Here is a 23,292-nt window from a genome sequence, read left to right on the forward strand (position 1 = left end):
TAATTGTGTGCTTACATGCGCACGGCCTGCCACTTGTGTGGCAGGGATATTGCGTGCAAGCACGCTGCGACTTTTGCTGGCGCAAAACTCGTTGATTATACTGTGCTGCTTACGCGCACGGCCTGCACTTCGTGGCAGGGATAGTAGGGGCGGCGGAGCCGTTGGCGGTTGCTTGCAACCGCCAATGTAGCGCGGTTAGCGCGGAACCCCGAATAGCCTGATTTTTGCGCTGGCAAAAAGCCACCCGAATTTTATCTTATCGAATCAATATTTGCTTTTCCGCCAGGAACAAAAGGCAGTACATTTTCTTCCGGATCAACTTTTACAGTGACAATGTACGGTTTGTTTTTTCTGTTTTGGTCAAAGGCTTTTTTGAACCATTCGCTGTCCGTGTTGGCATTTGTTCCTTCGATTCCAAATCCCTTTGCAATTTGAAGAAAATCTGGTTGTGCTGAAAAGGTGCTTGCTGAATAATTTTTGTCAAAAAGAAACTTTTGCTGCTGGTAAACCATGCCGAGCGTGTGATTTACAAAAATTATTACCGTAACGGCAAGATTGTTTTCTGCCAGAGTTGCAAGTTCCTGAACGTTCATCAAGATTGAACCGTCGCCGCTTATGCAGATAACTCTTTTTTGCGGATTTTGAAGCGACGCTCCGATTGCCGCCGGAAGTCCAAAACCCATTGTTCCGAGGCTTCCTGAGGTTAAAAATGTCCGCGGCTCGTTTACAGGATAGTATTGGGCGGCAAACATTTGGTGCTGTCCAACGTCTGTCGTAACGAGTATGTCTTTTTCGTTGAGTCCGGCTTTTTGTGCAAGAGATGGAAGCTCTGAAATGAATTTTCTCGGGTTTGCAGAATCTTCAAATCCCTCTCTTTTTTGATTTTTGTCCGGGGAACCGCAGTTGAGGGAAAAATTTTCTTTTGAAAGGTTTGCAATTTTTTCTGCCCAAAGCCCGCGTTCCTGTGCAAATTCTTTGCTGTCCTGATTTTTTAAAATATTTTTGAGCGAATCTGTAATGAGAGGAACTGCAGTTTCTGCTTTGCAGACAAGGCTGAGTGTTGTCGGGAGAATTTTGTTTATTTCCGCAGCATCAATGTCGATATGAAGAATTTTTGCAGAAGGACAGAATTTTTTTACGATTCCTGTTGCGCGGTCGTCAAAGCGCACTCCTGCCGCAAAAACCAGATCGCTTTCGTACATTGCAACATTTGCCGGGTAAGAGCCGTGCATGCCGACCATTCCGGCATTGTCCGAATCTGTTTTTGGAATTGCTCCCAAGGCCATGAGCGAAGTTACAACGGGCAAGCGGTAATTTTTTTTGAATTCCCTCAATGCTTTTGCTGCTGCCGGAGAATTGCAGCCACCGCCAATGTACAAAACCGGTTTTTTTGCTTGTGCAAGCTCTAATGCCATTTTTTCTACGATATTTTGAATTTCTTCTTTTTTTGTGTGGAAGCGCACATTTTCTTCTTTGACGCAAAAATCTTCGTAATCTGGAAAATTTTCTACTTCGCACTGTGCGAGCTGAACGTCTCGTGGAATGTCAATTAAAACAGGACCCGGACGGCCTTCCTGGGCAATTGCAAAGGCCTGGGGAATTGCCGTCAAAAGTTCTTCCGGCTTTTTTACTGCAATCGAATGTTTTGTGATTGGGAACGAAAGACCGAAAGTGTCGGCTTCCTGAAACGCATCTGTTCCGATAAGATATGTGTTTACCTGACCGGTTATGGCAACCAGAGGAATCGAGTCGCTTCTTGCGTCTGCAATTGCCGTCAAAAGGTTCATTGCTCCTGGACCGCTTGTTGCCAGACAGACTGCCGCTTTTCCGGATGTGCGTGCCATTCCTTGTGCTATAAAGCCTGCCGCCTGTTCCTGACGCACAAGAATATGACGGATTGAACTTTTATTGAGTTCATCGTACAAAGGCAGAATTGAACCCCCGGGGATTCCCGAAACAGTTTTAATGCCCTGTTTTTCGAGCATTTTTACAACGATTTGTGCACCAGTCAACTTCATATTATTCTCCAAAAAATAAAAAGGCTCTCAGGAAACTAGTTCCGGAGAGCCTGTAATTTACGCTTTAAATTTATCAAACAAAAATAAAAGCAACGACTTTCCGGCTAGATGGAAACCACCACGAGAAGGACGCTGACTTTTACAAGGTTTGAATTAAACATATTTTAAATTATGTAACCACAAAAACGTTTTGTCAAGAATATAATTTGTAAGAAAAATATGTTTTTAAGAAAAAAACTGTCAAAAATAAACTTTTGAGGACAATTTATAAAAAAAAGCCCGGCTAAAAACCTAGCCGGGCCGGAATAAACTAAAATCCTATCTTGTAATATTTGCTGCTATTGGATAAGAAACATAAATGTTTGTTGAATAGCTAGCGCTAACAGTAACCAGATAAGTTCCAATATTGAGTTTTGAAAGCGGAATTACAAAATCCGTTCCGGCAGTTCCAACATCATATACTGTTTTAGACCAATATGTCTGAGCGCCTTTTGTAAGGGCAATTGTTACAGAATCATATTTGAACTCGGCTGTGATTTTATTGCCGTCAGCAACTGGCTTGAAGTTCCATTTGGAAGAAGTTTTTTTAGAAGCGTCAATGCTCAGGGCATTTTGTCTGTCTGTAAACGCTTTTTCGTCAACAGTAAGCCAAGTGCCTTTGATAAAGTAATCTTCTTTCTTCAGGAATTCCACATCCTGTGTGCCGCTTGAGTATTTTGCGAAAAGCTCAAGGTTTGCAGAACCTGTGTACGCAGTTTCGGTAAACTTAGTGCCGTCGCCGGTTACCCACTCGCCCCAGGCGGCAGAGTTCGCGTCAGCTGTGGCATTCAGAAGTCCGTCGGCTCCCTTTCCATCCGGCTGCAATATCGCATTGCCGCCTGTTGTTTTTTCACAGAAATATTCCACGATATTTACAGCTGAGCCGGTTTTTGAAGTGTCTCCGTCTGAATAATAAACACCGCCGTTAAGATTATATGTGATTCTGTAGCGGCTGATTACCGCGCTTGTGAACGCAGTTCCCTTTGTTCCGTCTACAGTAACGTACGCCCAGACTGATTTTCCGGCATCATTTACAGCGCGAAGTCTTGCGGCATAGCGCACGCCAAGCTCAAGATAAGCGGCGGCGGCAGTGTTTCCTGTCAAAAGAGAACCTGAGCTATAAAAATCGGATGAAGAGAATTTCGCATCAAAAGGAAGGGCTTTAGTTCCAGTAGCCGCAGTATTCCATTCATCATCGCTTGATGGAAGAGTTGTAGCGGCCGCAAGAGGGAGAACTTCAAGCTCGTAAGAAAGCTCGTTGTTAGAGCCGCGGCTCCATTCAAAATCAACTGTATAATAACCGATTCTTTCATCTTCACTGCCCGCTTCATAGCTTGCCTTGAAAACTGTCGGAACAGAAGGCTTTTCGCCGATTACATTTGGAATTGCAATTGAGCTGTCAACGGTCTTTCCCGGAAGAACGATAAGAGTGTCGCTCCAGACAAAGCTTTTCTTTGTGGCATCGCTTGTGTAGATTACCTTGAAAAGATAAGTTCCTGGAGTCATCGAAGGAAGTGTATAGTTTGCAGTCGCAGGTTCTGAAGTATCAAGAGAGGCAAAGTCTTTGGCAGTCGCGTCTCCGCTTCCGTCGCCTTTTGTTGTAGCGTCAGCTCCGTCGGTAAGCTTGTAAATGCCGGCCGTTATTTTGTAGCCGTCTGGAGTTGTCCAGCCGTCATTATAAAGCTTCATTGCGATTTGTGCTTCTTTTGTAAGGCCGTCAGGAGAAAGCGTGAATTTTGCGGTGTCGCCGTAAGTCATATCAAGTGAAGCGTAGCCTATGAGAACCGCCTTTGTTTTCATTTCATCAGGTGTTGCCGGCACATCGCCCTTTGCTACTGCGGCAAGGGTAAATTCCCAGACTTCAGCCTCAGCGTCTATCTTGATTTTTCCGACAGTCTTTGAAGTATTGACTCCTGCAGCATCTGTATTTCCCTCAAATTCCACTTTCACAGGAGCAGTAAACTTATCGCCGGTTGTAGCCACACCGTAGATATAAAGGTCTACTCCGTCAGAATCAAAAGAATCCGGGATAATTGTACGGCTTGCGCGGTTTGCGCTTTTAGAAGCCTGAGTTACGACTTCGTCGTAGTTTGTTACTTCAATGTTCAGAGTGTTTTTGTCTTCTGAACTTGAACTTACGTTTGCATCGGTGAGATTTGAGCACGAGGCAAAAATCATTGCGGCAGTGATTGCAAAGAATGCAAAAATGCTTTTTCTGTTTTTCATAACATCCTCCTATAAAAGAACAGTTAATTTTTTTAGTTTTAATTGTGCGCAAGGCGCACAAACCGCCTGTCTTGCGGCAGGGGTAGTAGGGGCGGCGGAGCCGTTCGCTTGCGAATGAAACCCCGGATAACCCGGTTTTTGCCATGCAAAAAGCCGCCCGATAAACTTTGCTCCGTTTTCTGGGGGCTAGTTCATAAAGTAAATGATCACTATGCAGTCGTCTGTGTAGCTGTTTCCCTCCTTGTCTGTTACTGTAAGCGCAAGTTTATAAGTGCCGGTCTTTAAGCCCGAAGACGGCACATACAGCGAAAAAGCCCGCGTTGCCATTGATGAGCCGTTCGCAAGATTGCAGATTATGTTTTTTTCAATGGTTGTCTTTACGACTGTTCCCATCTGGCCTGTTGTCGTCACTTCCTCGACTTTTGTGATTTTCCATTGATACGAGGCGCATCTCGGCGGCGCATAAAGGCTTAGTGTTCCGTCGCAGCGCAGAAAATATTTTGGAGAAAGCATATTTTTTTCGTTAAAACCCGGTTCTCCCGGCGCGATTCCTGATTTTTTTTCTGAAGGTGAATCCGTGCTTGTAAAATTTGTGTTGTAATTGTCTACAACGTCGTCAATCGAAGTTTTGCAGCTGTTTAAAACGCCCAGCAAAAAAATTGTAACAAAGGTGAATAAAATTTTTTTGAGAAAATCAAATTGTTCAGAAAAGGCAGAATGTGTCTTTAAGACAGGATTTTTCCGGTTCATTTTTTTTCTCCGATTTTAAAATTTGCGCCAAGTTCTGTGCTTATCATAATTTTTTGGACAGAATTCCATTGAGCCGCGACATTTAGCAAAAAATATTTCCAGTTTATTCCGAGCTTTGTTCCAAAATTGAACGAAATGAACGGTTTTGAGGCTGCGGATTCCGCGCCAAAATTTCTGTTCCAAAGAAGGCAGACTCCTGTTCCTGCGAAAATCTCCGCGCTAAATCCAATCTCGTTGTTTACAAAAGGCATTATAAAAATTCCGAACGGCGCGCACAAATCAAGCCCTGCAAGAAGAGGTGTTTCCAGGCTGGTGCTGTTCTTTGTGTATTTGTAAGGATAGTTTGATTCTGGAAAACCGATGTACGGGCTTACGCAAATTCCTGTGTAAAAAGGCGGCAAAAGGTCGTATGTTAAAAATTCTGTCGAAAATCCCGCTGACAGATTGTATGGAGAAGGCGCGGAACGCAGGTTTAAAGAAATGCAAAGATATTTTCCGTGGCGGGTTTTAAAAGTGCCGTTTGTAATTCCCCAGCCGCGTGAAGAAGAGCCGGTTCCGCCCTTGGAGTTTAATTCGCCGTAATTTTCCGCGCTTCTAAACTTTTTTGGAGGTTTTTGTCCTGGAGATAAAAGCACGTCTTTTACAAAAAATTCAAAAATAGAGCCGCTTTCGTAGCCGATAAGAATCCGTGAATTGTCCGGATTAAATTCAAAATCTGTAAGTGGCGAAAAATCGTAGGAAGGAATGTAGCCGAGCCATTTTTCTTTTGACAGATCATAGAGTTCTATTTCGTCATTTTCTGTCACGATTGCAATTTTGTTTTCTTTGTTGAGAGGTTTTATTCCTTTTATTTTGTGGAGAGTGTCGATTGAAAGGAGCTTTTCTCCTTCGAGGTTGTAAATGCAAAAACTTGTTTCGTTTTCCGGTGCGATTATTGAACTGTTGTCTGCCAAAAATTGAACTGGAATTTCTGTCTGCGTGTAAATTTCGCTCAATTTTAGAATTTCCGACAGGGAATTGCAGTTCCAGATTATCGCCGTTCCGTCCTTTGCTGTGCTTGCAAGAAAATTTTCGTTTTTGCTAAAATTCAGGCTGTAGATTTCTGAATCGTGGCCTTTTAGTTCCTTAAAAATAGCGTCTTTTGTAAAACGCAGCTTAAAAAACAGCTTGATTGAATTGTCGTCGGACGCAACCGCCACATAGTCCGAATTTTTGCTGAATGTGACGGCTTTAATTTCGCTTTCGTTTTTGCAATCAAGCTTAAAATAAGGCTCTTTATTGAATTTGAGAAATCCGTCTTCGGCACTGTCTATATTCCAGACAGAAAAATAGCCGTCTTTTGTAATTGCCAGAAGAATTTGGTGTTTTCCCTCAGTCGAAAACATTATTTTGTCGATATTTTTAATGCCTAGGGTGTCAGAAAGTTCGTAGTTTGAGCAGCTGCGCAAAAAAACGGTATTTTCTTCGGTAAAGGCGAAAAATTCATCGTTCTTGCTCCAGGCAAGGTTTGTTACCGGGAAAGGAGTCTTTACGACTTGAGAAAAAACTGGAAATGTAAAAAACAACAAAAATAACAGAAATAAAACGTTAATTTTTGCTAAAGAATGTAACTCTCTCAAAAAAAAACTACTCCCGCCATCTGCCTCCGATGTTGTTTTTTTTAAATTTCGGGGGAGGGGGTGGACTATTCCTTAAATTCAGTTTCGGCAGGTTTTGCAAAAAACTTTAATATTTTTTTGTTCTTTTTTGTCTGTCAAACAAATTTTATTTATGGTATATTTTTTTTATGAAAGAAAAAATAAAAATTGCAGTTCTTGTAAGCGGAGGCGGAACAAACCTTCAGGCTTTGATTGATTACGAAAAAAACACAGAAAATTGTCCTTATCAGATTGAAATTGTAATTGCGGACACAAAAAAAGCTTATGCGCTCGAAAGGGCTCAGAACGCAGGAATAAAGACAAAAATCGTTTCTCCATTTGCTGTTTTGGGTGAGCAAAAGGCAAAAAACGTAAGCAAGGAAGAAAAACGCATTGCTGTTTCTGACGCCGCGCTAAATGCCGCAAAAGAGTCTGGTTGCGACGCCATCGTTCTTGCAGGCTGGCTCACAGTTTTGAGCGGAAAAATTATTCAGGAATATTCAGGAAAAATAGTGAACTTGCATCCGGCTCTTCTTCCAAAATTTGGCGGAGTAGGAATGTGGGGACACAACGTCCACGAAGCGGTTCTTGCCGCTGGCGAAAAAGAATCCGGCTGTACTGTGCATCTCGTAGACAGCGGTTGCGATACTGGAAAAATCCTTGTTCAGAAAAAAGTGCCTGTCATGCCAGGCGACACTCCGGAAACACTTTACGCGCGCATTGCCCCTCAGGAGCACAAGGCAATGGTCGAAGGCGTTTGTCAGCTGGCAAAAATGCTTTCAAAATAGAGCGCCTTGCCCGGCGAATTTTAATTTCGCTGGATATAAGTTGCTTTTGGCCTTGCAGTAATTATTACGCGGCGGTTTTGCGCCCTGCCTTCTGCGGTTTCGTTTGAAGCGACAGGCTGAGTGCCGCCGTATCCTCTGTAAGAGAAAATTGAACGGTCCAGACCGTTTTTTACGAGTTCGTCGATTATGGTCTGGGTTCGTTCAATGCTCAGTTTCATCTGACCCTGCGGCTTGTTTACGTCGGCAGTGTGTCCTTCAATCAAAATTGTGTAGGCGTTATCAGAATTCAATTTTTTAAGGCTTTCGGCAAGTTTCTTAACTTTCTGCACTTCGCCGTCCAGAAGTTTTGGACTGTCGGCGACAAATTTCAAATCATAAAGAATCTGAATTCCTCGCGCTGTGTCCTGAATTACATCCGTTTCTTCTTCGTTAAACAGGCGCTGTTTAATTTCGCGGAGGTCGGCATAGTATTGTTCAGTTTTTTGCGGAACCGCAATGTCTGTAACAAGATTTTTTTTGTCCAAAAGAATTACGATTTTTCCCTGCTTTAAAAGTTCAACATTTTCCGGAATACAAAGAATTTTTAAGGCGTCCCTTTTAGAAATAACAGGATCCGTGCGGAATCTTCCAAAAACTTTTCTTGCATTTATGTAAAGCGGATCAAGCCCAATTCTCTGGGCGTAGACAGATTCGTTTTCCGTCCAGTCGTAGTGAACAAGTCCTTCTTTTTTTCCAATTTCCGGATCTTGAGTGTTGCGCTCATAAATCAAGTTCATATCCTCGTCCCAAATTTTAGGGAAAAAACACGGCATAATTTCGTCTTTCGTAAATTCACCCTGAACGTCCAGTTCACCGCGGGCGTCGATTATAATTCCCGTATAAACCCGGCTTGGAATATTTTGCAATGGAGGCAGCGGTTTGTAGGCGGTTTTGTGCCGGATTAAAAGCGAGGAAATGTCGAGAGTGCTCAGGCTGCTGTCAATTTTTAAAACCGAGGCAGAATTTACAAAAATGCCCGGACTTTTTTTAGAACCGCCTACAATATTTCCAACTTGTTCGAGAGTAATTGTGTTGTCAAAAATAAGGTCTGCAAGCTGGGTTTCGTTGTCGACCAAAAGCGAAAGAAGCGGATCTTTTACCAAATCCGGCAGTTCTGTTTTTATCCTGTTTACCGCGCTCATTTTTCCGGAAGGCATTGCAATATTGCTTTTTTCCAAATCAAGATAAACCGAAGAACTAAAATTGTTTTTTGTCCAGTCAATTCTGCTTTTGCTTTCGAGGTCGCCGTTTTGTGCAAAAATCATGCAGGCGCTAAAAAAAAACGTGAATAAAAAAACTTTTTTCAATTTAATCTCCAAAAGACTGTCCTTTTTTTTGTACGGGGCCATTTTTGCTTCGCAAAAACCGGGCTATCCAGGGCTACGGCATTCGCCTCCGACCAAACGCAGGCGTTTGTTTTCGCTGCGCTCACCCTTACTATCCCTTGTCCTCATTTTCGGCATTTTTTTATCTTATATAAAGAATTTTACCTTCAGAAAGAATATCTCCGTCTTTTAATCCGTTTATTTTCTGGAGAGTTAAAACGCTCGTTCCGTATTTTTTAGAAATAGACCAGAGAGTTTCTCCTTTTTTTACAATATGCCTTGTCGGATAATTGTTTTCGTTATTTTCCGCAAAGATTTCATTCAAGGCGATTTTTGCGCTTTCTTTCATTCCTGCAGGAAGCCGAAGCTGATATTTCTGGTCTGGCGGAGTGCAGTTTTGGAGAAGGGCAGGATTCAGTTTTTTTAAAATCGAAGGTTCCATCTTTAATTCGGAAGAAAGCCTGTCCAGATTTATCTGTTTTTCTGTGGTTAAAAAGTCAAATTCTGCGTATCGTTTAGAAGCTGTAATTTCCGGCAAAGACATTCCGTATTTTTTTTCGTTTGTCGCAAGAATGCAGATTGCAAGGAGTTTTGGCACATATTGAACGCTTTGGTCGCGCAGAAGCCCTTTTTCCGAAATATACCAGAAATCTTTTTTTTCGCTTTTGCTCAAAATTTTCTTCATTGCGCCGGCTCCGCAGTTGTAAGCGGCAATTGCAAGCGGCCAGTCCTTAAACTGCCTGTAATTTTCTTCGAGTTTTTTTAAGGCGGCGTCTGTGCTCAGCCAAGGGTCGTAACGCTCGTCAATGTATTCATTTTTTTTTAAAAGTCCTGCAATCGAGTTGTCCATAAACTGCCAGAGCCCGCGTGCTCCGCTTTTGCTCACGGCAAGAGGTTTGTATTCGCTTTCTACAACCGGAAGATATTCCAGGGCAGCAGGCAGGTTCTTTTTTTTTAGTTCCTGACGCACGTAAAGACGGTAAAGTTCACCGTTGTCTAAAATCTCAGAAAGCTGTCGTTTTCCAAAAGGTCTTGTGTATTGCTCAATGTATTTTTTTATCTGTTTTTTTGCATAAGGCGAATCAGGAATTTGTATTCCGCCGGCCTGTTTTTCGTCAAATAAAAATTCCTCTGGCTCTTGTGTCTTTAAAATCTCTAAAAATTCTTCTGGAGTAATTTTTTCAAGAAAATCACCGGCCTTTACAGAATTTTGGGTTTTTAAAAAGACAAAAAAAGGCAGGATTGCAAAAATGAGTTTTATTCTACAGTTTTTCACCATAGTAAATTCCGGCCCATTCCCATCGTCCGTGAATTTCCGGGTCTACAGGAAAATTCACCTTTCTAAAATACAGGTACCAGACAGGCATGTAAGGGCTCCAGCCTGTTGTTCTCAAATAAGCTTCGTTTGGATTTGAAGATTCGTCGAGTTTTTCGTTGTAGCGGATTCTTTGTCCGACCATAAAACCTTTCATAGAGAAGTTTTCAAGAGCGTTTGCATCTGTTTCGCTTGATTTCCAGGACATTGCAAAGAAATTTACTTTTGAGCGGTATTTGTCGAGAGAACGCCAGTCGTAGCGTCTTATTGCAGTTTTTACAGCTTTTTCCAGAGCATCGAGGGATTCAAATGTCCAGTCCTTTGTCGAATTGGAAAAATCGACCATTTTTCTGGCATTTGAATAAGCATCCGGAATTCCCGGAATCTGGATTGTCGAGGCGTCAGGCTGTTTTAAAAAAAGCGAGTAGGATTTTAGCGCCTGGTTGTATTCGCCTTCTTTTTCGTATTCGAGTGCAAGGCGGACGTACATTTCTGTAATGCTCACAAGCGAAGGAAAACGGTTTACGAGCTGGTTAAAATACGAAATTTTATTTGTGGAATCTGTGCTGATTTGAATTAAATGCTGAAGGCAGATAAAGTGAACCGACTTTCCCTGAACGAGAAGATCCGGATAATTTTTAAGTATCCGGTTAAAGTAATATTCTGCGACAGGTTCTGCTCCGTTTTCAAGGTAGCTTGAAGCAACCATCAAAAGCCAGTACGCGTTGTAAATGTCTTTCGGATTTTTTTCTACCCAGTCCGTCAAAAACAGAATCATTTCACTTGAATTTTTTGAAGAATAAAGCGAATTTGCAATTCTGTTTATTACCGCATATCTGGTTTGCGCCGAAAGATTTTTTTCGTTTAGAAGAAGGTTTAGCTGGACAAGATTTTCATTATTTTTTTTAGCTGAACATGAAAAATTAGAAAAAAGCAAAGGTGCTGTAAGACACAAAAAAGCAAAAAATCTCAAATTTATCTTCATATTTAAAGATTAACAAAGTGCTTTCTTATTGGCAAGAGGGCGAAACTTGTTGTATTCTATTAGTTAGAGTTAATATCTGAATTTGAGGCAAAAATGAAAAAACTGGCAGCGACAACATTGAATATTATTCTGGCTCTCGGCGTTGTTTGTATTTTGGCAGGAATTCTTCTGTTTCCGCGTCTTGCGAGTCATTTTAACGCTCATGTCGAAACCTGGACTGTTATTCTTACGGTTGTCGGAGCGCTCGTTTTTTATTTTTCTCTCGTAAAATATAGTTCTGCCTTAGTTTTTTTTCTTGGCCTTTACGCTCTTCTTACTGGTTTTCTGTTTATGATTATTGGTTCTGGACTTGTTCCGTTTGGAATCGAAGGTCTTTGGCCAGTTTCAATTATTCTTGCAGGTTTTAGCGTTCTTTTTACAGGAATTACAAAAGACCGGCGCATTCGTGTTTCTTACCTTTTTCCGTCTGTTTTTTTAATCGGAATGGGTTTTTACTTTTTGCTTTTTTCTCTCAATTTGATTTCGATGGGTTTTAGAAAGTGGATTTCGATTTTCTGGCCGCTGTTTCCGGTTTTACTTGGAATCTGCCTCATAATTCTGTTTTTAATTCAACAGAATCCGGCCGCGCACTTTCCTTACGACAAAAGCGAAAGCCTTGAAAATGATTTTGAAGAGGATGCAAGGGAATGAAGCCGGTTTTTTACGTAACCTTTGCTTTTTCTTTTTCTCTTGTATTTTTTTCCTGCGGTTCAACTCCAAAAAGTGAATTGCAGGCGGAAAGTCATTTGGAAGGACAGTACAGCGCACAGCCCTCGGAAGCAGTTTCGATAGCGCTTCCTCCAAAAAAAGAGAAAAATTTTTTTTCAGGAATTCCAGAAGAAGCGGTCAATGCCGTTGAGAACGGCTCTCCAGAATCTATAAACCTTGCGTATTCGATTTTGCGGAAAAATGCAGAATTCTATACCGAAAACGAAAAAATTCTCTTAAATACAGCATATTCTTTTATGACGATTTTGTGGCAGCAGGAAAAAGTGAGCTTTCAGTCGTTTGAAGGCTTGCCGCCAAATCCTTATACAGGCGCAATTGAATCTGCAAAGCGCGGAATTTACGACGAAAGCACTGGAAGTTCCGATTTTTTAACCCTCGTCCTTCCTTCCTTGGTTCTTGTAACTTCAGAAACCAGAAAAGATTATTATGCTCTTGCACAGGAATCTCTTTCTTTGGCATTAAAAACAAATCCGGAAAGCGTCGTCGCCAATTTTTTGCAGGGCGTGCTTTTGCGTAGACAGAACGATTTTGAAAACGCCTTGCCTTTTTTTAAGAAAGCCTTTGATTCTTCTCCACAGACCGTAGAAACTTGCTATACTCTGGCAGACTGCAACTTTAAGTTAAAGAATTATTCAAAATCTTACGAACTTGCAAAATCAATTCTCGAAAAAAATCAGTTTTATTCTCCGGCCTTAAAACTTTGCGCAGAAAATGCATTTGCTCTTGGCGCCCTTGAAGAAAGCGAGCTTTATGTTGGAAGGGTTTTGCAGCAGGAGCCGGAAAATTCTTATTTTGTTTTGTTCAGGGCAAAAATTCTTGCGGAAAAAGGTGATTATATTCGCTCTGCTTCCTTGCTTGACGTCTATGCGCTTACAAATTCCGACAGCCGTGAATATCTTGTTTTGCGCACAAAAGTTCAAAAAGACTGGAATAAAAATATGACGGCGGCCTGCGCTACAATTGAAAAGGCTCTTTCCCTTTATCCTGACGACACAGAAATTCTTCTTACTGCGGCAAGCCTTGCCGGGGAGACTGGTTCAAAAATAAATGGAAAAACCGCCGGCGAACTTGCAGAAAAGGTTCTTTTGACGGACAGCACGAACGTCGAGGCTATGAAAATTCAGGTGAATGATTTTGTAAGCCGGAAAAAATGGAGCGAAGCTTACAAGGCAAGTTCTGCTCTTGTAAAGATTAAAGATATTCCTGCAGAATGTATTTTTACTCACATCGATGTTTGTCTTGCGTCTGGCAAAAACAGCGAAGCGTGGGATATTGTTTCTTCACTTTACGAAAAAAATCCAAAAAACGAAGCGGTTTTGCAAAATTATATAAAAGTTCTTGTTGCTACCGACAGACGTTCCGAGGCTTCCCAGCTTATTGAACAGAATCTTTCCGGGGCATCTTCAAAAATGAAAAGTTTCTTCTATTATGAGCGAAGTTTTTTGCAGAAAAACGAAAATGCGGTTATGGTGGATTTACGTTCGAGTCTTACAGCAAACCCTCGCAACAAGGATGCTCTTTTTCGCCTGTATCAAATTTATTTTAATAAAAAAGAATATCGCAAGGCTCAGTATTATTTAAAACAGGTAGTTGCGATTTCTCCGGCAGATGAGAGCCTTTTGCTGCTAAATGCTGAGCTAGAAACGCTTCTGTCCAAATAGACATCTTTATTCTTGCCTTGCCACAATATTATCAAAATGTTATTCTTTTAAGGCTAAAAATTCAATAAAAAAGGAAGGGAAAAAATGTCTTTTATACCTTTATTGCAGAATGGTGCTCAGGGACAGGGCAACATGCTTATGTCTGTAGTTCCGTTTATCTTAATCATTGCAATTTTCTATTTCTTCATTATTCGTCCGCAGAATAAAAAGCAGAAAGAAACTGAAAAAATGATTAACGCCCTTAAAAAAGGCGACAAAGTTGTTACAATCGGTGGAATCCACGGAACTGTAAGCTCTACAAAAGAAAAATCAGTTGTTGTAAAAGTTGATTCAAACACTCAGATTGAATTTTCTCGCTCTGCAATTTCTGCAGTTGTTACAGAAAAACCTGTTGCAAAAGCTTCTTCTAAAAAAGCAAAGAAAGCTGAAGAAGTAAAAGCAGAAGAGCCAACTGTTGAAGTAAAAGCAGAAGCTCCTGCAGAAGAAAAAACAGCAGAAGAAAAAACAGCAGAAGAAGAAAATAAATAGTTTTCAGGGTGGAATTATTAAATGAATAAACGCAGTCGTTTTATTCTTATTCTGGTTGTACTTGCCGTTTGCGCTCTTTTTTTAAGACCGTCGGTAAAATGGTATTTTGGCACACCAGATGAGATTCAGAAAGTAGCTTTGAGTTCACTTGAAAAAATCAAGGATGAATCAGAGAAAAAAGCAAGAGAAGAAGTTGCCCTTGTTAAAGAAATGGCAAACAAAGATGCAAATGCTTCTTTGGATAAATCTTACTCTTACGTTGTAAAAGCAGCAAAAAAAGCATATAAAGCTGCTAAAAAAGATGTTCCTTCGGACATGAACCTTGCGGCAGTTCTCTCTGCATTTTCAAGTTCATCGGAATTGCAGTCGGTATTTGAAAATTATTACCGCTCGCTCTATTTAAAAGCAAAACACAATTACAATTCGTCTGTAAAACTTGGTCTTGACCTTTCTGGCGGTATGAACATTATCGTAAAGGCGGATTTGGATGCGGCGCTTGCTAAACAGAAAGAAAATTCTGAAGTTGCAAATCCAGATGCTTTTAAAGAACAGGCAATGACACAGGCTTTGGAGACTCTTACATCTTCAATCGATAAATTCGGTCTTACTTCTCCGGTTATCCGTCAGCAGGGTGAAGACAGAATTTACATCGAAATTCCAGGCCAGGCAGATGGTGAAAGTGTAAATTCTATTATTCAGGGTAAAGGAAGCTTGAATTTCCGCCTTGTTGACGAAAACGCAACAAACGCCTTTGCCGCTTACTATGCTTCTGTTGGACCTGATGCATTCAAGGCAGACGGCTCTCTTGCAGACCCATCGGTAATTTCTCCAGACACTGAGGTTTTCGGTTATTATACAAAAGATTCTTATGGTCTTGACCAGAGAATTGGATATATTGCAGTTAAAAAACAGGTTGCCCTCGATGGAAACCACGTAAAATCAGCTCAGGTAAGCCGCGACCAGACAACAGGACAGACAGAAGTAAACTTCTCTCTCGATTCTGCTGGAGCGACAATTTTTGCTGATTTTACAGGCGCTCACGTAGGCGAACGTCTTGCAATCGTAAACGACAACAAAGTAAAATCTGCTGCTACAATTCGCCAGGCTATTACTGGTGGAAACGTAAGCCTTTCTGGTGGTTTTAGTGTAGAAGAAGCCCAGAATATTCAGAAAGTTCTCCAGACTTCTTATCTTGAAGTTCCGTTAAAGATTGAAAGCCAGCAGGTTGTCGGCGCATCTCTCGGAAAACAGGCGATTCATCAGGGAATGATGGCTTTGGCTCTCGGTCTTGGCCTTGTATTCATCTTTATGATTGCTTATTACATTGGTGCTGGTTTTTATGCAGTTATTGCACAGATTCTCAACATGTACATCATGTTCTCTGTGCTTTCGGCATTCAACCTTACGCTTACACTTTCTTCTGTTGCCGGTATGATTCTTACAGTTGGTATGTCTGTTGACGCCAACGTAATTATTTTTGAACGCATTAAAGAAGAGCTTGCGCTTGGAAAGAGCCGTGCAGCCGCAATTGCTTCCGGTTTTGACAACGCATTCTGGGCGATTATGGACTCTAACATTACTACATTTATCGCCGCCCTGTTCTTGAGCCAGCTTGGTACAGGTTCAATCCAGGGATTTGCAGTTTCTCTTGCAATCGGTGTATGTTCATCAGTATTTACAGCACTGGTAATTTCCCGCCTTATGTTTGACTTTAACACAGATGTAATCGGACAGAAAAAAATCAGTATCGGCTGGGGAGTTAAACAGTAATGAAAAAAGTAATTCATTTTAGTAAATTTTTCCCTGCAGCAGTTGTTTTGAGCGCAGTTCTTATCGTTTCTGGAATCGTAAGCCTTTGTGTTCGCGGAATGAACTGGGGTCTTGAATTTAAACCTGGCCAGAACATTCAGGTTAGTGTTGCGGCAGAAACAGATTCTGACAAAATCGCAGAACTTCTTACTTCTAATAAAATCAACGCTTCTGTAAAGTCTGCCGGAGATGAAAATACTTATCAGGTTCGCACTGAATCTGGCGAAAGTGTAGAAAATGCAGTTAAGTCTGTTCTTGCAGAAAAATATGGCAACGAAAATGTTGTGATTGAACAGAGCCAGTCAATCAGCGCACAGTTTTCAAAATCTTTGATTCGTGATTCTATCGTCCTGGTTTTGGCAACTTTGGTTTTGATTTTTGCATACACATTGTTCCGCTTTAAGTGGGATGCAGCCCTTGGTTCTGTAATTGCCGTTATCCACGACGCTTTGATTATGATTTCATTCTTTACCTGGTCACAGCTTGAATTTACAACAACTTCAATCGCTGCAATCCTTACGATTATCGGTTACTCAATTAACGCAACAGTCGTAATTCTTGACCGTGTTCGTTCTGATATGAAGATTGTGGAAGCAAAATCTTTCAAAGATATTCTTGACAGTTCTCTTACTGCAACTTTGAGCCGTTCTGTAATTACGACAATAACAACACTTTTTGCTGTTCTTGCCCTCGTTGTATTTACAACTGGCGACATCAAGAATTTTGCAATTGCGCTCGTAGTTGGTCTTATTTCCGGATGTTATTCATCATTGTTTATTGCAGGCGCATTCATCGCAACTGTAAGAAAACATTGGAAGCCAGTTGCAGTTTTGCCAAAAGCGAATGTTCGTTCAGAAGAAGAAAGCGAATAGTTTTTGACTTTTAATGAATGATTAAGCCGTGGATTTTTATCTGCGGCTTTTTTTTATGCTCTTTTGCTTGTAATGAATTTTATAAAATGCGATATTTAAATTCTATGAAAATTATTCGTGCAGAAAAAATGGGGTTTTGCGCCGGTGTGCGGCATGCCGTAAAAACTGCGGACAATGCCCTTGAAGAAAATAAAAACGGACAGGTTTATTCATTTGGACCTCTTATTCACAATCCTTTGGCCCTAAAAACTTTTGAAAACCGCGGACTGAAAATTCTTGATGAAGAAAAAATTTCCTGTGTAAAAAAAGAAGATACGGTTGTAATTCGGGCGCATGGAGTTCCTCCGGAAATAAAAGAAGAACTCGAAAAAACCGGTGCTAAAGTTTTGGATGGAACTTGCCCAATCGTTCAGGCCAACCAAAAAAAATGCGCGGATTTTGCAAAAAACGGCTGGATTATTTTTTTTACGGGAGATGCAAATCACGGAGAGGTGATTGGAATTGAAGGCGCGGCCAGGCGTGGTGCGGAAGATGCCGGAAAAAAACTGGATTTTGTTCTTGTAAAATCTGTCGAAGAAGCTGTTTTTGAATATAAAAAACTTTTTTCAGAAAATGTACCGGAAAACTGTGTCTTGATAAGCCAGACGACTTTTAGTGTAAAACTGTTTGATGAAATTGCCGCTGTTTTAAAAGAAAAAATTCCTGAGTTAAAGGTTTTGCGCACTATTTGCCCTGCAACCTACGACCGGCAGGACAGTTTGACAGATTTGTGCAAAAAAGTAGATGGAGTTCTTGTAATCGGCGGAAAAAACAGCGCGAATACAAACCGGCTTTACGGAAAAGCAAAGTCGCTTTGCAATCACGCCGCCCTGATTGAAAAAGCGGATGAAATTCCCGAAAAATTTTTCTCTCTTGAAAAAGTCGGGCTTACGGCAGGAGCAAGCACTCCGGACGATGTTATTGATGAAGTTGAGAAAACTCTGACAAAAAGTTTTTAGTTTTTTTTTAGATTTTACAACTATCATACTCTATAATATTTCTAAGAAATTAAAAAAGTTTTGAAAATTATTCACGATTGTGAGCTTAAAATGAAAAAAATTATCAAAGTTTTTATACTTTTGTTGGCATGTTTTTTTGTTTCATGTTCTTCCTCAAATATTGAAGATTCAGAATCAGAGAATATTGTTGCGACTGAAAAAAAACAGCGCTCTAAAAAAATAAAGCCGATTAAATACAACGAAGAAGAGTATGAAAAAGCCTACAATCAGCGAAATTATTCTACTTGTCTTGGAATGATGCTGTACAAGACAAGAAAAAAAGCGGATATAAGGGACAATCTTGACCTTGCCATGCTTTATTTTATTACCGGCGAATATGCCCAGGCTTCAGCTGTCTTTGAGAAGACCGACGCGCAGATGTTCGATGCGCTTACAAAAAGCATTACGAAATCGATCGGAAAAGCGATTGTCAACGAAAATTTAAAAGAATATACTGGCAATGTTTACGAGTATCTTCTTGTAAACACGATGAATTCCCTTTGTTATTATTTGCAGGGAGATTTAAATAGCGCTGTAAACCAGCTCACAAAACTTTCTGACGTAAAACTTCCTGAATACAGACGTCTTTACGGTGAGGTTTCGGTAAAAAACGGTCTGGATCCTTCTGCACGCGAAAAACTTGATGAGGACGCAAAATCTCTGAGCGCTTACAATATTGACTCTTCTGTTTTTACGGCCGATTTGCCTAAAAAGCCGACCGAAAAAGACGTTTATAAAGAATCTTCTCTTGCCAGATATTTAAGTTTAATTTTAAGACAGGCAGATGGCGATAAAAGCCAGATTGATTCTGATTCTATTGTCTTAAAGTCGCTCGTAAAAGATTTTGATTCTGTTGATTCTGCAATTCCTTCCGGTAAAGGCCGCGTTAACGTTCTTGCTCTTGCAGGTCTTATTGGAAAACAGACTGCAAAAGAGGTTTATTTTCCTTCAAAGTCTACATATTTTTATGTTCCGACTGGAAATTCTTCTTATCGACTTCTTCCTGTTCAGTTTAAATTTGTCTATCCGTCTTATGCAGGAAAATCTACTGTAAGCGGAGTTGACGTTGTGCTGAATAATGTGGGAACCAAAAGCGCCGTTATAATAGAAAATTTTAATGCAAATCTGGAAAAATCTGTTAAACTTAGAGCTAGAAAAGAATACGCTGCAAGCATGAACCGCAGTATTACAAAAAAAGTCAGTGGAATTGTGGCTGGAATTGCAAGTATAAACGCCAGTTACGAAGGCTTAAAAATGCTTTCGGGAAGAAGTATTGCTTATACTTTGGCTTCGATTGCTTTTGACGCGCTTTGTTCTTCAACGGCAGCAGGACTTTCGGCTATCGATTTGACAGAAACCGCTGATATTCGTCAGGGCGAATTTTTCCCAGAAACCGTAAATGCCGCAGGTTTTACTGTTCCAGCCGGCTTGTACAAGGGAAAGGTGGTTTATCGCTTTTCAGACGGAAGTGTAGTCGAAAAACCGTTTGAAACGGAAGTAAAAGAAGGAAAGCCTTCATTGGTTGTTTCTTCTTGCATAAAATAGATTTATTATTGAGAGGTAATTTATGAAAGTAAAAGTAGTATTGGCAAATTTATTGGTTGTTTCTTCATTGTTTTTCTTTTCTTGCGGATCAACTTCTGTAAAAAGATATGGCGCGGAAGAAAGCGTAAAAGATTTGAGCGGATATTGGAACGATAACGATGTTAATCAGGTTTGCACAACTTTGATTGATTCGTGTATAAAGTCAAAACGTGTTGCAAATTTTAAGAGCACAAAAGGAAGAACTCCTGTTGTAATTATTGGAACTATCAAAAACAAGAGCGTTGAACACATTGACACTTCAATTCTTTCAAAAAGATTTCAGAACGTAATTATCAATGACGGAACTTTGGAATTTGTTGCAGATGCAAATCAGAGAGAAGAGCTCCGTGCAGAAAAATATGATCAGGCGGAAAATGCTTACGAAACTGCAAAATCTATCGGAAACGAAACTGCCGCAGACTTTATGCTTCAGGGAACTGTTACAACAATTGTAGATACTGACGGAAGACAGCAGGTAAGAACTTATCAGGTTGATATGCAGTTGATTGATTTGGAAACAAACAGAATTATTTGGTCTGATCAGAACAACGATATTAAAAAATACATAAAAAAATCTGCTGTAAAATTCTAACAATTTACAAAACTTGATAACGTAAGAAAGATTAAGGATTTTTATGAAAAAAAGTATTTTTGTTTTTTCCTTTATATTCTCTGCCTGTTTGATTTTTGGCGCAAAAAAGAAGATGCCAGAATGGATAACTCTTCCGGCAAGTGTTTATCCTTCGGAAACTTATATGAACGGAACTGGCTCTGGAGAAAATCGGGAAAGTGCAGAACTTGAAGCTGTAAAAAACCTTTCTTCTATTTTTGGGCAGACAGTAAAGTCGAACAGTCTCGCATCAAAAAAAATGGAGCAGGCGCTTTCTGACGGAAAAGTTTCTTTTTCTTCGTCTGGAAATTTGCAGCAGAATATAACAAGCCAAATCGAAGCAGAAAATCTGATTGGAATCGAAATTGCAGAATATTTTTACAATTCGTCCGAAAAAAAATGGTATGCAATTGCAATTCTCGACAGAAAAAAGACGGCCGCTGTTTATCTGGATCTTATACAGAAAAACGATGCTGTTGTCAGACAGTCTGTAGCAGAGTCTGAAAAAAATCCGCATTCTTTTTACGGTTATAGTGAAATTTGTTTTGCAACTGACATTGCTTCCGAAAACGACAGGCTGCTTAAAAACCTTACAGTGATTGATTTTGAGCAGGGAAATGCGATCAGTAAAGAAATTGTTTCGCTTCAAAGCATGCAGGCTGCTCAAAAAAAGTTTGCAGAAGGAATTACGATTTATATAAGGATTGGTGGCGACAGGGAAAATAAGATAAAATCTGCTTTTCAAAACATTTTTTCAAAATACGGATTTAAAACATCTTCGTCTAAAAAAGAAAAATATGGGCTTGAAGGCAGTTATTCTTCCGAAATTTCAAAAAGAGGAAAAATCACCTACTGCGTTTATACATTGAACTTGGATTTTTCTGATAATTTGAAGTCGGAGTCGCTGTTTGCAATAAATTTAAAAGGAAGAGAAGGCGCTCCTTCAGAATCCGATGCAAAAAACAGAACTTACCGGGTTTTGGAAAAAAACATTGGAACAGAATTCAGTAAAAATTTTGATTCTTATATGAATAATCTTTCTTTTAAGTAACTTTTTGTTTAGGATTAGTCCGTCTTTTTGGCGGTTTGTTAAAAAATAAAATTTGCTCTGCAAATTTAGTAGGAGAAATAAAATGAAAAAGAGTATTTTTATTCTTTCTGTTGTAGCTGCTGCTCTGTTCAGTAGCTGTGGAACTACAAAGGTTTCTGGTTCTGGAATCAAAGGCAATGCCGCTAAAGTTCAGAAGAATTACGTAACAATTCTTGACTATCAGGGAGCATCGTTTGGTTCAGAAATTCCTCAGTGGGTTGTTGAAATTGGAAACGGAAATTATTCTGCAGAATATCTTTCTCCAATCATGCCAGGAATTGCCGGCAAAAAACCATTTGTTGTAGTTTCTCGTGGTGACAACCTTGAATTTACAAAGCAGTGGGCTGACTTGGTTGATGTAGAAGTTCAGGTTGGCGATGAAATGCAGAGAATTGTTGGAAAAGCTGTTTCTGCTGCTCAGAAAGGACGCTCAAAACAGTCTGGCGATGTAAAAGATCCAACTACTTTGGAACAGGAATTGAATATGTACAAGCAGGCTGTTTCTGCCGTTGAGCTTAACGGTCTTGAAAAAATTGCTTCATATTGGATTCAGAAAGAAGTAAAGCCTTCAAAAAAAGCAAAGGAATCAAAAGTTTATTATGAATACTATGCTGTTTGGGGCATGACTAAAAAACTTTACGATGCTCAGATTCAGAGCGCTATGAGTTCTATCGAAGACAATACTGACGAAGGAAAGGCATTGAAAGAAGCTCTTTCTCTTAAACTTCAGAATATGATGATTACTTCAAACAACGAAGAAGTCAATACTGAAGCTGAAGAGACACTCGAGGCTAAATAATTTAACGTAAGATTGAATTATTTAGTTTATGTGATTTGATTTTCTGATAAAAACTTTGTCTCTTTTGCAGGCAAAGTTTTTATTTTTTTAGAAGAAAATCCGATGAATTCGATTTTTTTGTTCAGGCTGGTTATATGAAAAATTTTCAAAGAAAAGCATTTGTTTTAAGTTTAGTTCTTTTTGTCTTATCTTTTGCAGTTTATGCGGCAGATAACAAGGGCGATGATATTTTTGAAAGCCAAAAAGTTGAAGAGGGCGATTTTTATAAAATTGTCGTTGAACCTTCAAAAAAAGAAATAGAAACTGAAAATTCTAAATTTTTTGAAAGCGTAAAGCAAAAAAAACTCGATATTCTAAAAAAAATTGAAAATGAACGCCAGAAAGTTGCTTCTTCAAAAAGCCAGATTTCTTCGGCAAAAGAGAGGGCAAGGGCGGAACTTGAAAAAAACAAGGCGAATTTGAAAAATAAGCCTGCAAAAAATACAGCGAAGACAAAAACTGAAAATAATTCAACAGCTTCTACGGCGCAGGCAAAAAAAGAAGATGTTTCTGTAAGCCAGACACCAAGGACAGATCCTAAGAAAAAAACTGCCGAAAAAGAAATTTTTGAAAAACAAAACAAAACTGCAAAAAAGCCGGAGTCAGATTCAAAAAGAAAAACTTCGGTAAATAAGCCTGGTATAAAAGAGAATGAACAGAAAAAACTGCGGGAACAGCAGAATGAAAATAATAAAACTATGACGATTGAAGAATCCGAGCAAAAAATGGATTCTGTTATAGATATGCGTAAAAAATTTATTGATTTTGGAATGGGATATAAAGGCATAAACTATGTTTGGGGCGGAAAAACTCCAAGACCGGGTTTTGACTGTTCCGGACTTGTATCTTATACGGCAAAACAGAGCCTTGGTATAGATGTAAGGGGAAACGCCCAGGATATTTACAATCAGACATCTCCTGTTTCGTTGGGAGAGGCTCTTCCAGGCGATTTAATCTTTTTTAAGGGCGCTTCTGATTCAAGAATTACGCATGTTGGTATTTATTTAGGAAAAAATCCTGGACAAAATGACTTTGGAAAACAGAACTTGTTTTTAAATGCGGCAAGCGGCGGTCCAAGAACTGGTGTGATTATCAGCGGTTTGAATGAAAATTACTGGAAAAAAACATTTTATGGTTGTGGAAGGCTTATTCCTGAAATTTAATGAATAATTGTAAATGCGTTACGGATTGTAAGGGCGCCGGAGGTGTTGTTTTCTGGAATGTAATGGAAGAAAACAATGAAACCCTGAAAAGCCGGACGGCAACTTGTTGCCGGAACGCCCATAATCAGAAAATCGCGTGTAATTGCCCCTATTAAAATTAGTTGCTATAATTAAAATACTATCTCTGTGGTTTATTGGCTTTATTAGAGA

Annotated in this window: 19 protein-coding genes; 12 read left to right on the forward strand and 7 right to left on the reverse strand. The window is 39.9% G+C overall.

Annotation, left to right across the window (positions count from 1 at the left end):
* Positions 1-251: 251 nt before the first annotated feature.
* The 4 genes from ilvB to B5D47_RS02460 form a co-directional block, all read right to left on the reverse strand.
* Positions 252-2,018 (reverse strand): biosynthetic-type acetolactate synthase large subunit, encoded by a 1,767-nt coding sequence (gene ilvB / locus B5D47_RS02445; RefSeq protein WP_078930239.1) that lies wholly within the window; start codon positions 2,016-2,018, stop codon positions 252-254.
* A gap of 318 nt (positions 2,019-2,336) precedes the next feature.
* Positions 2,337-4,283 (reverse strand): hypothetical protein, encoded by a 1,947-nt coding sequence (locus B5D47_RS02450; protein WP_078930240.1) that lies wholly within the window; start codon positions 4,281-4,283, stop codon positions 2,337-2,339.
* 186 nt (positions 4,284-4,469) lie between these two features.
* Positions 4,470-5,033 carry a hypothetical protein gene (locus B5D47_RS02455; RefSeq protein WP_078930241.1) on the reverse strand — a complete coding sequence of 188 codons (564 nt, stop codon included), beginning with the start codon at positions 5,031-5,033 and terminating at the stop codon, positions 4,470-4,472.
* The gene (locus tag B5D47_RS02460; protein WP_143592586.1) at positions 5,030-6,601 is read right to left on the reverse strand and encodes a WD40 repeat domain-containing protein; all 1,572 of its coding nucleotides are present in this window, start codon (positions 6,599-6,601) and stop codon (positions 5,030-5,032) included. Before B5D47_RS02460 ends, B5D47_RS02455 begins: the two co-directional genes overlap by 4 nt.
* A 218-nt stretch (positions 6,602-6,819) precedes the next feature.
* Here B5D47_RS02460 and purN point away from each other — a divergent pair, with 218 nt between their 5' ends.
* Positions 6,820-7,458 carry a phosphoribosylglycinamide formyltransferase gene (purN, locus tag B5D47_RS02465; protein WP_078930243.1) on the forward strand — a complete coding sequence of 213 codons (639 nt, stop codon included), beginning with the start codon at positions 6,820-6,822 and terminating at the stop codon, positions 7,456-7,458.
* Positions 7,459-7,478: 20 nt separating this feature from the next.
* On the opposite strand, the gene B5D47_RS02470 is transcribed toward purN, so the two are convergent.
* The 3 genes from B5D47_RS02470 to B5D47_RS02480 form a co-directional block, all read right to left on the reverse strand.
* Positions 7,479-8,804, reverse strand: a complete 1,326-nt coding sequence (locus B5D47_RS02470) for an OmpA family protein (protein WP_159443472.1) — start codon at positions 8,802-8,804, stop codon at positions 7,479-7,481.
* Positions 8,805-8,964: 160 nt separating this feature from the next.
* Entirely contained in the window at positions 8,965-10,101 is a 1,137-nt protein-coding gene (locus B5D47_RS02475; protein ID WP_078930245.1) for a lytic transglycosylase domain-containing protein, read from the reverse strand.
* Positions 10,085-11,122, reverse strand: a complete 1,038-nt coding sequence (locus B5D47_RS02480) for a tetratricopeptide repeat protein (RefSeq protein ID WP_143592587.1) — start codon at positions 11,120-11,122, stop codon at positions 10,085-10,087. The genes B5D47_RS02475 and B5D47_RS02480 overlap by 17 nt, the downstream gene beginning before the upstream one ends.
* 93 nt (positions 11,123-11,215) lie before the next feature.
* Here B5D47_RS02480 and B5D47_RS02485 point away from each other — a divergent pair, with 93 nt between their 5' ends.
* The 11 genes from B5D47_RS02485 (at position 11,216) to B5D47_RS02535 (ending at position 23,082) form a co-directional block, all read left to right on the forward strand.
* Complete coding sequence (locus B5D47_RS02485; RefSeq protein WP_078930246.1) at positions 11,216-11,812, forward strand: hypothetical protein; 597 nt, start codon at positions 11,216-11,218, stop codon at positions 11,810-11,812.
* The gene (locus tag B5D47_RS02490) at positions 11,809-13,551 is read left to right on the forward strand and encodes a tetratricopeptide repeat protein (RefSeq protein WP_078930247.1); all 1,743 of its coding nucleotides are present in this window, start codon (positions 11,809-11,811) and stop codon (positions 13,549-13,551) included. Before B5D47_RS02485 ends, B5D47_RS02490 begins: the two co-directional genes overlap by 4 nt.
* Before the next feature lie 84 nt (positions 13,552-13,635).
* Positions 13,636-14,079 (forward strand): preprotein translocase subunit YajC, encoded by a 444-nt coding sequence (gene yajC, locus B5D47_RS02495; RefSeq protein WP_078930248.1) that lies wholly within the window; start codon positions 13,636-13,638, stop codon positions 14,077-14,079.
* A gap of 21 nt (positions 14,080-14,100) precedes the next feature.
* A complete protein-coding gene (gene secD, locus B5D47_RS02500) occupies positions 14,101-15,849 on the forward strand; it encodes a protein translocase subunit SecD (protein WP_078930249.1) in 1,749 nt (582 codons plus the stop codon).
* On the forward strand, positions 15,849-16,760 hold the full coding sequence (gene secF / locus B5D47_RS02505) for a protein translocase subunit SecF (protein ID WP_078930250.1): 912 nt from the start codon (positions 15,849-15,851) through the stop codon (positions 16,758-16,760). Before secD ends, secF begins: the two co-directional genes overlap by 1 nt.
* Before the next feature lie 104 nt (positions 16,761-16,864).
* Positions 16,865-17,758, forward strand: coding sequence for a 4-hydroxy-3-methylbut-2-enyl diphosphate reductase (gene ispH, locus B5D47_RS02510; RefSeq protein ID WP_078930446.1), 894 nt, complete (start codon positions 16,865-16,867; stop codon positions 17,756-17,758).
* Positions 17,759-17,848: 90 nt separating this feature from the next.
* Complete coding sequence (locus B5D47_RS02515; protein ID WP_078930251.1) at positions 17,849-19,342, forward strand: COG3014 family protein; 1,494 nt, start codon at positions 17,849-17,851, stop codon at positions 19,340-19,342.
* Positions 19,343-19,364: 22 nt separating this feature from the next.
* Entirely contained in the window at positions 19,365-19,973 is a 609-nt protein-coding gene (locus tag B5D47_RS02520; protein ID WP_078930252.1) for a penicillin-binding protein activator LpoB, read from the forward strand.
* Positions 19,974-20,016: 43 nt separating this feature from the next.
* On the forward strand, positions 20,017-21,042 hold the full coding sequence (locus B5D47_RS02525; protein WP_078930253.1) for an LPP20 family lipoprotein: 1,026 nt from the start codon (positions 20,017-20,019) through the stop codon (positions 21,040-21,042).
* An 82-nt stretch (positions 21,043-21,124) separates the two neighbouring features.
* A complete protein-coding gene (locus tag B5D47_RS02530) occupies positions 21,125-21,880 on the forward strand; it encodes a hypothetical protein (RefSeq protein WP_078930254.1) in 756 nt (251 codons plus the stop codon).
* 134 nt (positions 21,881-22,014) lie between these two features.
* Positions 22,015-23,082, forward strand: a complete 1,068-nt coding sequence (locus B5D47_RS02535; protein ID WP_078930255.1) for a C40 family peptidase — start codon at positions 22,015-22,017, stop codon at positions 23,080-23,082.
* Positions 23,083-23,292 lie beyond the last annotated feature (210 nt).

The organism is Treponema berlinense (assembly GCF_900167025.1).
GTDB lineage: Bacteria > Spirochaetota > Spirochaetia > Treponematales > Treponemataceae > Treponema_D > Treponema_D berlinense.